A 12,704-nucleotide genomic window follows, 5' to 3' on the forward strand; every position below is an offset into this window, starting at 1 on the left:
TTTCATTATTGTCAGCTGAGAGAGGCCAGTAAATATAACAATACAGCCTGATTCGACTGAGCCTTACCTAATATAGGCTTTTTTTATGGCAAGATAGAATGAAATTTTCCCGATTGGGATTGAAGATGACATGAGTATGAATAAACAACCCCAAAATGCGGCTTTAATCGTAGTTGATGTACAAAATGGTTTTACACCGGGTGGAAACTTAGCAGTTGCCGATGCCGATACAATTATTCCAACCATTAACCAATTGGCCGGTTGTTTTGAAAATATTGTTCTGACTCAAGATTGGCATCCAGATAATCATATTTCTTTTGCACAAAACCATTCGGGCAAACAGCCATTTGAAACGATTGAACTCGACTATGGACCGCAGGTGCTTTGGCCTAAGCATTGTGTACAAGGCACCAAAGATGCTGAGTTCCATGCTGATTTAAATATTCCAACTGCTCAACTGATTATTCGAAAGGGCTTTCATGCGCATATTGATAGCTACTCGGCCTTTATGGAAGCAGACCACACCACAATGACGGGTTTAACGGGATATTTAAAAGAACGTAGCATTGATACGGTGTATGTGGTCGGAATTGCCACAGATTTTTGTGTCGCTTGGACTGCTTTAGATGCAGTAAAACAAGGTTTTAAAACTTTAGTAGTTGAAGATGCTTGTAAAGGCATTGATCTGAATGGTTCATTAGAACACGCGTGGCAAACCATGCAGCAACGAGGTGTTGTCCGTATTCAATCGACTGATCTGTTGAGTAAGCACTAAGTATATTGCTCTAGTATTTTAACTTTCATATTTTATTTTTAGGGATAGAAAATATGGCTGCATTTCTGCGTTTTACTCAATTTATTCAAAAAACTTTTGCCCTATGGGTGATTGTTTTTGCAGCTCTGGCGCTATGGCAGCCTGAACTTTTTGTCTGGCTCAAAGCATATATTCCATGGATTTTGGGGATTATTATGCTCGGCATGGGAATGACCATGACCGTTGACGACTTTAAAGGGATATTACAAAGCCCTAAAGCTGTGTTGATTGGGGTGGTCGCACAGTTTGTGGTTATGCCAGGTTTAGCATTTATCTTATGTAAATTATTTAATTTACCGCCTGAAATTGCTGTCGGCGTCATTTTAGTGGGATGTTGTCCAGGCGGAACGGCTTCAAACGTAATTACTTATATGGCTAAAGGCAATGTGGCTTTATCGGTGGCCTGTACATCGGTATCTACGCTTTTAGCGCCTGTGTTAACACCTGCAATTTTCTATCTGCTTGCGAGCCAATGGCTAAAGATTGATGCAGCTTCAATGTTTATTTCGATTTTGCAGGTCGTTCTGCTTCCTATTGTCGTGGGTCTGATTTTAAGAACATGGCTTAAACGTCAAGTTGAATCTTATATTCAAGTGATGCCTTTAGTGTCAGTCATTGCAATTGTAGCGATTGTGGCAGCCATTATTGGCGGCAGTAAAGCGGCAATTTTACAGTCGGGTTTGCTCATTTTGGCTGTGGTGATATTGCATAATGGCCTTGGATATTTATTAGGTTTTACCGCGGCACGTTTCTTTAAATTACCTTATGCGGACAGTAAGGCAATTGCCGTAGAAGTAGGAATGCAAAACTCAGGCTTAGGCGTAGCACTTGCAGCGGTACATTTTGCAGCATCTCCAATTACTGCCGTACCCAGCGCAATTTTCAGTCTTTGGCACAATATTTCTGGTCCTGCACTTGCGACTTACTGGGCAAGTCGTAAAGATGTAAATGATCTTGCTAAAAACAAAATTGAGTAACTTTTAAAGAGGATGCTCTACTAACCAATCTTCAATTTCATTTTCAGAAATCACTTCAAAACCATGGCGCCGCAACAGTGCCGTGGTGATTCCAGTTCCCACAATTTTTTCGCCTTGAAAAGTACCGTTATAAATTTTTTGACTGCCGCAAGACGGACTATTTTCTTTTAATACCACACAACTTGCTTTTATTTGTTGTGCGACTTCTAGGGTACGATAAGCACCTTTTAAATATAGATCAGTCACATCTAAACCAGATGAGTCGGTAATTTTTGCTTTGCCATCAAGTACATCTTGACCTGTTCCTCCTACAATCTCTGCAGGTAAGCGAGGAGTAGCAAAACCGCCTAATAACTCTGGGCATAATGATTGGGCTTTTTTATTAATTAATAGCTGCTTAAGTCGGGTATTTGGACAAGATTTACCATCATATCTAACAGGTTCACCAATTAAACAGGCGCTCACTAAGATCATAAGTTTTCCTAAATCAAATGGATGGCGTGGCTGACTATAAGAATCATAAACAAAATTTGAAAACTGACCATTAATTTTAAAATAGCTTAATTCAAGATTACTAAAATTATGCAATTCATAATTAAGTTATGTATTGCATAATTTAATTGTTTTTAGTAGCATCTAATTCAAGGTAAATGGCCATTGGAGATCCAACAAGGATGTTGGTCTCCATAAATCTATAAATGATTTTTAGGAAAAGACGATTTTTAAAGGTTTATTGAAAAATCTCAATCGTACTTTTAGATAACAAAGGACAGTGTGTATGGAAAATAAACACCACATGGAACGGAAATTAATCATCAAAGGCTTTACGCCCATCATATCTTCGTTTTAGCGACTCGTTTTTTTCTCATAGGATGCGTTGGGTTAAGGCATTTTGACGGTTCAAATACTCACCCAATGACAACGTATTCTATAGAGAAAGGAGCTGAGTTCATCAGCAATAGAGATAAACGGAACAGGTAATCACCAGAGGGAAACTAGATGGATATTTTAGAGAACCCATTAGAATTATGCGGTTTTGCATTTATTGAGTTTGTTTCAAAAGAAAATGAATTAGATCCAGTTTTTGAAACGATCGGCTTTTCAAAAGTAGCCAAGCATAAATCGAAAGAAGCGTACTTATGGCGTCAAGGAAATATCAATATTATCCTGAATTATCAGCCAGAATCTTATGCTTCATTCTTCTTTAATGAACATGGTCCATCTGCTTGTGCGATGGGTTTTAAAACACGTGATGCAGCAAAAGCTTTCCAAAAGGCTGTAGAGCTTGGTGCTGAACCAATGTATTCAAAAGTTGGGCCAATGGAGCTCAACATTCCGGCAATTAAAGGTATTGGTGGCATGCCAATCTTTTTAGTTGACCGTGATATTTATGAAAATGACTTTGTTTTCTTTGATGATGCTGAGAAACGTCCAGTAGGGGCAGGCTTAAACGAGATTGACCACTTAACTCATAACGTCTACAAAGGCCGTATGGAGTACTGGGCAAACTTCTATGAAAAAATCTTCAACTTCCAAGAAATTCGCTACTTTGATATTAAAGGTGAATATACAGGTTTAACGTCTAAAGCATTAACAGCGCCAGACGGCATGATTCGTATTCCTCTAAACGAAGATTCGGACAAAGGAAACGGTCAAATTGCAGAGTTCCTATCTGACTTTAATGGCGAAGGTATTCAACATATCGCGTTTATTTGTGATGACTTAATCTCGACTTGGGATAAGTTAAAAGGCCTTGGTCTGAAATTTATGACTCCGCCGCCAAATACGTATTATGAAATGCTAGAAGATCGTTTACCTGAGCATGGTGAACCAACTGAAGAGTTAAAACAGCGCGGTATTTTGCTCGATGGGAATACTAAAGACGGTCAGAAAAAGCTGTTATTACAAATTTTCTCTGAAAACATGATTGGTCCAGTTTTCTTTGAATTTATTCAACGTAAAGATGATGATGGCTTTGGCGAAGGTAACTTCAAGGCATTGTTCGAGTCGATTGAACGTGACCAGATTCGCCGTGGTGTTTTAGAAACTAAATAAGCTGAGCTTTATTCCTGAGAAAAAAAACCAAGAGTTGATCTCTTGGTTTTTTTATCGCTATTGATTAGCGGCTTTTAATATATTGATTGATGAGGTTCACTTCATTTTTCAAGATTTCAATCGTTTTACTGTGAGGGTCGACTGGTAAAAACATTTCACTGTCCAGCGCGACAATACAAAACTCAATGCTTTGATTTGAGTTAAATACAGGTAAACCCACCGCATTAATCCCCGTCAGTAAATCACCTTTCGCTGCCGACATTTGTTGTTGGCGAATAGTGTCTTTGAGCGCTGTAAAGGCTTCCCAGTTTTGTGGTGCGATGTGCAGTCCAAGTTCTTGATGCTTTTGCCATTCAGCTTCCATTAAGGGACGAACAAAATGCTCTGGAAGATAAGAAGCAAATAGACGTCCCGCAGCAGAATTGACTAAAGGCATAATTGAGCCGACTTTAGTGACAATCGAAATAGGGTGGTTCGATTCAATCGATTGAACCACGACAGGACCTTTCGGTGACCATTTACTGATTTGTATACCGCAACCAATTTTGTTTTGTAGGTCGTAAATTAAATGCTGTACCAGCTGTAGTGTGTCGCTATGCTGAACACAGTTTAGACCTAAGCGCCATGCCTGATCACCTAAAGCATATTGCCCATCATCAAGCTGTTTTGCATATTCCATACGAATAAGGCTGACCAGATAACGATGTACCTTGGCAGGATGCATGTCGAGCTTGCTCGATAGATCTTTGAGAATAATAGGTTGATTGTGTTCCAAAAGGGCGTTTAGTACAGATAAACCGACTTCAAGTGATTGAACCCCCCCAGATACTTTTTCTTCAATCATTTAAATACCCTTAATAAATTTACTTCAGCTGTTAAATAGTGACGATCAAAACATAAATTGAAATTGGCGCGTTTTACATCATGCCTGAGCCTAGTGAAAAATAGAAATCACCTTTTTCTATTAGCGAAATTGACATGTTTAATAATCAACAATTTTCTAAAATCACTATGCTCTTATTTATAGCGCAATTTTCTAGAAATTTAGCAGTATTAAATAATATAAATCGGCATTGATATAGAACTGCTCGTTAAAAACAATTCTAATCAATGCCGACTTTTTAGTTCGCTCTTTTAAAATTAGGTTCCTAACTCTTCTTCATGTAAGAAATGAGTGTGGTGCGGAGCGCGTTTAGTTTTGCTCCATTCCTCTAGCATTTCAACTTTCATCTCTTCAGTAATTTTCGCAATTTTTTCTTCAGCATGCACATCGTTATAAGTCAGTTCTAAACGGTGGCCATTTGGGTCAAAGAAGTAAATTGAGTGGAAAATACCATGGTTGGTCACGCCTAAAACTTTCACACCATTTTCTTCTAAATGTTGCTTGGCAGCCATCAGTGCATTTAAGTCTTCAACTTCAAAAGCAATATGTTGTACCCATTGAGGCGTATTCTCGTCGCGCCCCATTTCCGGTTGAGTTGGCAATTCAAAAAATGCCAAAACGTTACCTTGGCCGGCATCTAAAAATAAATGCATATATGGGTCAAAGGCTTTAGTTGAAGGTACATGATCTTCGGCAAAAGCTAAAATAAAGTCCATGTTGAGCATTTTTTTATACCACTCAACGGTCTCTTTCGCATCCTTACAACGATATGCAACGTGATGTATTTTTTTAATGGCAAATGTCATATTAAAACTCCTTTTTACTATTCCCAATCTGGTTGTTGTTCTGGCGCCGCGTTATAGAAGGCTGGGATAGACAAACAATGGTGATAAATCGATTCAATTTTTGGAAACGCAGATAAATCAATCTTGAAGCGTTTCGCGTTGTAGACCTGTGGAATTAGGCAGCAATCGGCAATAGTTGCTTGCTGTCCAAAGCAAAATTGTCCATTTGAATCTTGAAGTTGCTGTTCGAGATTTTGAAAGCCTTCAATAATCCAGTGTTGATACCAATAGTTTTTCTGCTCATCTGAAACATTTAAGTCATTTTTTAAATATTTCAGTACACGTAAGTTGTTTAATGGGTGAAGATCACAGGCGATTGCTTGGGCAAAGGCACGAATTTTGGCTCTCTCTTGCACATCATTTGGAAGTAATTTGGTCTCTGGATATTGCTCATCCAGATATTCCAAAATACTTAACGATTGAGACAAGATTAAATCACCGTCAATTAAGGTCGGCACGAGAGCACTGCGGTTTAACTTTAAATAGTCTTTGCTTTGCTGTTCATTTTTTACCAGATGAACTGGAACAGTCTCATAAGCTAAGCCTTTAATGTTGAGGCCAATCCGTACTCTGTAAGCTGCAGAGCTACGAAAGTAACTATACAGCTTCATAGTTAGGCTCCGAAGTTTCTGCAAACTCGAAATTTAATGCAGGAAGAACCGTGTTTCGAACCTCGCCAAAGCCAATGCGAATACCATTTTTCTCACAGTGGCCTTTCATAATGAGCGTATCGCCGTCTTGCAAGAAACCACGAGTTTCACCATTGGCGAGTGTTAAAGGCTTGGTGGTGTTCCAAGTCAGCTCAAGCAAGCTGCCATATGAATCTGGCGTAGAACCAGAAATTGTACCTGAGCCCATCAAGTCACCGACCTGAACGTTACAGCCTGCAATGGTGTGGTGAGTCAACTGCTGAGCCATTGACCAATACATATATTTGAAATTGGTTTTGCAGATCACATCAGGTTGTGCTGATTTCGGGCTTTGAATTTCAACACTCAAATTAATGTCGTAACTATTTGCGATATTTTCTTGTAAATACGCTAAAGGTTTAGGGTCTTGTTTTGGGCCTTCAACTTTAAATGGCTCAAGTGCTTCAAGCGTGACGACCCAAGGAGAAATCGAACTTGCAAAAGTTTTTGCGTTAAAGGGTCCAAGTGGAACATATTCCCATTGCTGGATATCGCGTGCTGACCAGTCGTTCAGCAAAACCATTCCAAAAATATGATCCCATGCATTTTCAATCGAGATAGGTTGCCCAAGCTCCGTTGGTTTACCAATAACAAATGCTGTTTCAAGTTCAAAATCGAGTTTACGCGTCGCTGAAAAAACTGGGCGCTCTTCATTTGGAAGCTTAATTTGTCCAGATGGACGAACGATTTGAGTACCACTGACTACAACAGAACTAGCACGGCCATTATAACCAACAGGCAATTCACTCCAGTTTGGCAGTAAAGCATTTTTAGGATCCCGGAACATACAGCCCACATTGGTCGCATGTTCTTTAGAAGAATAGAAATCGGTATAACCCGGGACTTGAAGTGGTAAATGCAAAGTTACGCTGTCTTGTTTAACCAAAACTTCTTGGCGCAATGCTTCATTTTCTTGAAGTGTTAAATTTTCAACCGAGAGAAGAGACTGTAGTGTCTTACGAACTTTTGACCAGTTGGCTTTGCCAGACTCGATAAATTTATTCAGTGTAGGCTGGTTAAAATATGTGTCTTGTTCTGAAAGTTTTAAAAGCCCGTGCTTTTCAAGCGCAGCGAGATCAATCACCCAATCACCGATTGCTACACCAACTTGACGCTCACTTTCGTTAGTTCTACTAAAAATACCGTAAGGCAAATTATGAATAGTGAAATCTGATTGAGGTGAAACTTCAATAAAAGAGTTTAGTTTTTGTTCCATTTTCGCGTCCTTGTCTTTATCTCGGGTCTTATACAAATAAAAGTTCGGTCTAGGACTGAGCTACTCAATAAGCTTTTAACCTTTGTTTAGATCATCTTTAGTCTTATGAGTTTGATATAGACCGAGCACAACCAATTGCTTCATGTCTCTATAATACTGAATTCATGAAATTACGCAATACATAATTTAATTACACATTTCATAATAATTGTCATTTCTTGTATTTTCTGTTTTCATTCGCGTTCTTGAGAAAAGTCACGCAATTATTTTTTCATCAATCTCTATGAAAGTTTGATCAATTTATGATATACGTAATTTATTGGAAAAAAATTACGTGACACGGATGAGAATAATCATATGTCAGCACAAGAGCAAGGAAACCTGAAACATGGTTTGAGTAATCGGCACATCCAGCTTATTGCATTGGGTGGGGCGATTGGCACAGGGCTTTTTCTTGGTATATCACAATCGATTAAATTAGCAGGTCCATCGGTCATCCTCGGTTATGCCATTGCAGGATTTATTGCTTTTTTAATGATGCGCCAGCTTGGTGAAATGGTGGTTGAAGAGCCAGTGAGTGGTTCTTTTAGTCATTTTGCCTACAAATATTGGGGACCATTTGCCGGGTTCATGTCAGGTTGGAACTATTGGGTACTCAATGTCCTCGTCTGCATGGCAGAACTCAGTGCAATTGGTCTTTACATACAATATTGGTGGCCGCAAATTCCGACGTGGGCATCTGCTTTAACCTTCTTTGTCTTAATTAATGGCATTAATCTGCTACACGTTAAGTTTTTTGGCGAAATGGAATTTTGGTTTTCTATTGTCAAAATCTTGGCGATTCTTGCAATGATTGGCTTTGGTTCATATCTACTTGCAACAGGCACAGCAGGTCCACAGGCAAGCATTTCGAACCTCTGGGCACTTGGTGGTTTCTTCCCGTTTGGTGTTGAAGGCTTAGTCATGGCAATGGCAGTCATTATTTTTGCTTTTGGTGGTATTGAGCTGTTCGGTATTACTGCGGCTGAAGCACGTGAGCCTGATAAAACTTTACCTAAAGCTGTGAATCAAATTATTTACCGTATTTTGATTTTCTATATTGCGACACTTTTTGTTTTATTCTCGCTATTCCCATGGAATCAAATGGCACAAGGCGGAAGCCCATTTGTGATGGTTTTTGCTTCTTTAGACAGCCAAGGCATCGCAACGTTATTGAACTTTGTCATTTTGACAGCAGCAGTTTCAGTTTATAACGGCACAAGTTATTGCAGTAGCCGTATGCTATTGGGCCTTGCACAACAAGGAAATGCACCAAAAGTATTTGCACGTATTAATAAACGCGGTATTCCAACCAACGCAGTGATCCTTTCTGCGGCAGTCACTATTTTATGTGTCCTGTTAAACTATATTTTCCCTGAAAAAGCATTTGGTTTACTGATGATGCTGGTGGTTGCAGCGATTGTGATTAACTGGGTAGTCATTTCATGGACGCATTTAAAATTCCGCAAATATATGCAGCGCCAAGGACAAACAACCAAGTTCCCAAGCTTTATGTATCCGTTTAGCAACTATTTATGCATCGTATTTATGTTGGGCATTTTAATTGTGATGTCTTTAACACCAGATATGCGTGTTGCGGTCATGATGATTCCTGGCTGGATTTTGTGTTTGATGGTGGCTTATCAATTTAAACGTCGGAAATTAAAAGCTGAGCAGTCTATACGCGCTTTAGAAGCAGATATTTAATAAATTATTGAGTTGTATTTAAAAAAAGGACGTTCGAGAGACGTCCTTTTTTATTTTTAAAATTTAGCAACAGAAATTAAAGGATTTTATTATTGTTATAATATAACATTTCGTTAATTTAATGTTGAGCAATTTTCCCATTTTTGGTGAAGATAGAGCATATTTATGAAGCGTTATTTAGGTTTACTTTTTTTATCTCTCACAGCGTGTAGTACTCAAACTCCCAAGCCAACAATTCCTCTGCACACCCAGACCTCTTTACCTCAACCTACAAAACCAGTGATCAGAATAAAGCCTCAACCCGAAGATTATGTTGCTTGGATCGCAACTGCAGATCATGGACAGTCTGTACAAGCTTATAAGCAATTTCTTAAGCAAAAGGGTCTTGCCGATTTAGTTCCAGATCATGAGTTATTACGTTCAGCTCGAGACTGGCAAAAATGTGGAGTTGAACCGTATGCGGTGCCGCCACGCGAGATTTGGTCCAATATTGTTCCGACACTTAGCATTTTAAAAGCATTGGTTGATGATGGCGTGATTAATGATTTTGAAGTAACTTCGGTCTACCGTGCTTTATCTTTAAACCGCTGTGCAGGTGGTGCGGATGCTTCCCGACATGTCTTTAATGCAGCACTTGATTTTAGAATTGGCCCAGAACAGCCGAGTGATTTAGACCAGTTTAATATTCAACAAACCAAAACCAAACTGTGTCAGTTCTGGGAAACAAAGGGCCAAGCTTTTAATATGGGTCTGGGTGTTTATGCTTCAGGACAAATTCATATTGATAGCCAAGGGTTCCGTTCATGGGGACCTGACCATCACTATAGAACCTCAATTTGTCAGTAACTATAAAAGCAATTTTTTCAAATACTAAGAGTGTTAGCTTAAATAAAATTGGAATAAAAACTTGATCAATAGTTATGTTATAACATAACATTAATGTGGTTTAGAAATAGATTACGCCTGTGATCTGGTCATACTTAAATGGCCAGCCATGATCAGTTTAAAGATTATTCAAAGAGATCAAGCCATGCACACTGCAATCGCCAACTCATTTGCCAAGCTTCCAGTCACTGTTTTGTCAGGCTTTTTGGGTGCAGGAAAGACCACATTACTCAACCATATTTTAAATAATCGCGAAGGCCGCCGTATTGCCGTGATTGTCAATGATATGTCTGAGGTAAATATTGATGCGGCATTAGTACGCGAAGGTGGAGCAGAGCTTTCAAGAACAGATGAAAAACTGGTTGAAATGAGTAATGGCTGTATCTGTTGTACGTTACGCGAAGATTTATTGGTTGAGGTTAAACGCTTAGCCGATGAAGGACGCTTTGACCAATTAGTAATTGAGTCTACTGGCATTTCTGAACCTTTACCTGTGGCAGAAACCTTTACCTTTGAAGATGAAGACGGAAACTCTCTAAATGAATTCGCTCGACTCGACACCATGGTCACGGTAGTCGATGCTTTTAACTTTCTTAAAGATTACAGTTCAATCGACTCCCTGCAACAACGTGGTGAATCATTAGGCGAGCAAGATGAGCGAACTGTGGTCGACTTGCTTATTGATCAGATTGAGTTTTGTGATGTAATTGTGCTGAATAAAATTGACCTGATTGACCAAGCTCAGCAAGACCAACTCATCGCAATTTTAAAAACTCTCAATCCGCGTGCCCGAATTGAAATTGCTCAATTTGGAAAGATTGCCTTAAATAAAATTTTAAATACACAGCTATTTGATTTTGATGAAGCCGCACAAGCAGCGGGCTGGCTAAAAGAGTTACGCGGCGAGCATACGCCAGAGACTGAAGAGTATGGAATCAGTAGCTTTGTTTACCGTGCCCGCCGACCTTTTCACCCAGAACGTTTTTATGATTTAGTACAGTCTGAATGGCCGGGTGTCGTCCGTTCTAAAGGCTTTTTCTGGTTGGCTGCTGAACCGACATTAGCTTATTCATGGTCACAAGCGGGAGCAATGGCTCGCCACGGCTTAGCAGGTTACTGGTGGGCGGCCGTTGCAGAAGAAGACTGGCCGAGTGACCTAGCCAGTATTGAAGAAATTAAGAAAAACTGGGATGCCCGCACAGGTGATGCACGTCAGGAACTGGTTTTAATTGGTATGCAAATGGATGAGCAAGCCTTAATACAACGTTTAGATCGTTGCTTGTTAAATGATGAAGAAATGGCTTTAGGACCACAAGCTTGGCAGAGCTGGTCTAATCCTTTTAAGCAAGATGATGAAACGATGTTGATCGCTTAATAAAATAAAGCCCCTATTTTAAAGGGGCTTTATTTTTATGATTTATCTTTAATAAAAACCTTTCGAATATAGCTGTTAAGTGGGGTGGAATAGTATTTTTCAATTGCTGCGCTAATGATAAAAGTCAGAACTAAATAGCCAATTAAAAGCATAATTTTAATGCTAGAGTCGGTTTGGGCTGGAATAAAAGCAACCTTCATAAGGCCCAGCACAACCAGATGAAACAAATAAGTTTCATAACTCCTTTGCCCCAACCAGACCATGACTTTGGTAAATAGACTATGTGCTTGTGTTTCGGAAGGATATTGGAAACACAGAATGAGTAAACCTGTGGCAAGAGCAAATAAGCTAATACCCCATGTACTGACTTCTTTAATGGGCGCATATAAATATAGAGCGGTCATACTCAAAATAATTAGCCATGAAAGAGGTTTTTTATAGGTCCAGTTTGGCTGATATTTATGAGAAAAAATCGCCGTTAAACAGCCCACCGCTATACCATCAAAACTTGAAAAATAATGATATAAATAAGCGCCGCTTTCTTCTCCAAAATGGAGAGACCTAAAATAAGGCCCATATAAAATTACACCAACAAGTACAGCAACAAAGACCTTATTACTACGCGTAAGTAGACATAATAATGGAAAAACAAAGTAAAAAACTTCTTCTACAGAGAGCGACCACAACACGCCTAAAGCATAGTTTACCCAACCAAATTTAATAATCAGGATATTCATCCAGAAGGTTAAAGCTGCAAAAATTGTTAATGGATAAGAGACCTCAATACCATTCGGGGCTTGGTTCATAAAGGGTTTTAAATCAAATGACCCAAGTAGACTTACCCCTAAAATGAGTAATACCAGACACGGTAAAATACGTGCTGCCCGCCGGATATAAAAATGCTTGAGGTTAATTGCGGAAAATTGTTTATCTCTTTTTAAAGTGTGATGGGTAATTAAAAAACCCGAAATCACAAAAAACATGGTGACGCCATAATTTCCATTTCTTGCGATGACTGTGCTAAATGCTTCACCTAAGAAATCAAAACCTAACCATGTGTCTTTAAGTTTATAGGGAATATTAAAATGATGTAAAAGAACCAAAAGGATAGAAATTCCTCGGAGAATATCTATTTTATAATTACGCATTCGATGTGCTTCCAGTTTTATTAATATACTGTGTGGCAGAAGAATACTATCGATCAGTTATTTTAAATAAA

General features: G+C 39.0%; 12 protein-coding genes. 6 read left to right on the forward strand and 6 right to left on the reverse strand.

Features of this window, described 5'->3' with window-relative positions; all coding sequences use genetic code 11:
* Positions 1–130: 130 nt before the first annotated feature.
* The gene (gene pncA, locus F931_RS18450; protein ID WP_016142681.1) at positions 131–775 is read left to right on the forward strand and encodes a bifunctional nicotinamidase/pyrazinamidase; all 645 of its coding nucleotides are present in this window, start codon (positions 131–133) and stop codon (positions 773–775) included.
* A 53-nt stretch (positions 776–828) separates the two neighbouring features.
* Positions 829–1,791: a bile acid:sodium symporter family protein gene (locus F931_RS18455; RefSeq protein ID WP_016142682.1), complete on the forward strand. Its 963-nt coding sequence runs from the start codon at positions 829–831 to the stop codon at positions 1,789–1,791.
* Positions 1,792–1,794: 3 nt separating this feature from the next.
* Here F931_RS18455 and ybbK read toward each other — a convergent pair whose 3' ends face one another.
* A complete protein-coding gene (gene ybbK / locus F931_RS18460; RefSeq protein WP_016142683.1) occupies positions 1,795–2,265 on the reverse strand; it encodes a 2-thiouracil desulfurase family protein in 471 nt (156 codons plus the stop codon).
* 525 nt (positions 2,266–2,790) lie between these two features.
* On the opposite strand from ybbK, the gene hppD reads away from it, so the two are divergent.
* Positions 2,791–3,846 carry a 4-hydroxyphenylpyruvate dioxygenase gene (gene hppD, locus F931_RS18465; RefSeq protein WP_016142684.1) on the forward strand — a complete coding sequence of 352 codons (1,056 nt, stop codon included), beginning with the start codon at positions 2,791–2,793 and terminating at the stop codon, positions 3,844–3,846.
* Positions 3,847–3,910: 64 nt separating this feature from the next.
* Here hppD and araD read toward each other — a convergent pair whose 3' ends face one another.
* The 4 genes from araD to fahA form a co-directional block, all read right to left on the reverse strand.
* Positions 3,911–4,690, reverse strand: coding sequence for an IclR family transcriptional regulator (araD, locus tag F931_RS18470; protein ID WP_016142685.1), 780 nt, complete (start codon positions 4,688–4,690; stop codon positions 3,911–3,913).
* 296 nt (positions 4,691–4,986) lie between these two features.
* Positions 4,987–5,535, reverse strand: a complete 549-nt coding sequence (locus tag F931_RS18475) for a VOC family protein (RefSeq protein WP_016142686.1) — start codon at positions 5,533–5,535, stop codon at positions 4,987–4,989.
* A 17-nt stretch (positions 5,536–5,552) separates the two neighbouring features.
* A complete protein-coding gene (gene maiA / locus F931_RS18480) occupies positions 5,553–6,185 on the reverse strand; it encodes a maleylacetoacetate isomerase (protein WP_016142687.1) in 633 nt (210 codons plus the stop codon).
* Positions 6,172–7,479 carry a fumarylacetoacetase gene (gene fahA, locus F931_RS18485; RefSeq protein WP_016142688.1) on the reverse strand — a complete coding sequence of 436 codons (1,308 nt, stop codon included), beginning with the start codon at positions 7,477–7,479 and terminating at the stop codon, positions 6,172–6,174. The genes maiA and fahA overlap by 14 nt, the downstream gene beginning before the upstream one ends.
* A gap of 357 nt (positions 7,480–7,836) precedes the next feature.
* Here fahA and F931_RS18490 point away from each other — a divergent pair, with 357 nt between their 5' ends.
* From F931_RS18490 to zigA, 3 genes are all read left to right on the forward strand, one after another.
* Complete coding sequence (locus F931_RS18490) at positions 7,837–9,225, forward strand: amino acid permease (RefSeq protein ID WP_016142689.1); 1,389 nt, start codon at positions 7,837–7,839, stop codon at positions 9,223–9,225.
* Positions 9,226–9,390: 165 nt separating this feature from the next.
* Entirely contained in the window at positions 9,391–10,071 is a 681-nt protein-coding gene (locus F931_RS18495; protein ID WP_016142690.1) for a D-Ala-D-Ala carboxypeptidase ZrlA, read from the forward strand.
* Positions 10,072–10,219: 148 nt separating this feature from the next.
* A complete protein-coding gene (gene zigA, locus F931_RS18500) occupies positions 10,220–11,485 on the forward strand; it encodes a zinc metallochaperone GTPase ZigA (protein ID WP_025470414.1) in 1,266 nt (421 codons plus the stop codon).
* Between the two features lie 35 nt (positions 11,486–11,520).
* Here the strand turns inward: zigA and F931_RS18505 are convergent, their stop codons facing one another.
* Positions 11,521–12,633 carry an acyltransferase family protein gene (locus F931_RS18505; RefSeq protein WP_016142692.1) on the reverse strand — a complete coding sequence of 371 codons (1,113 nt, stop codon included), beginning with the start codon at positions 12,631–12,633 and terminating at the stop codon, positions 11,521–11,523.
* Between the last annotated feature and the right edge of the window lie 71 nt (positions 12,634–12,704).

Source organism: Acinetobacter pittii ANC 4050, assembly GCF_000399685.1.
GTDB lineage: Bacteria > Pseudomonadota > Gammaproteobacteria > Pseudomonadales > Moraxellaceae > Acinetobacter > Acinetobacter pittii_E.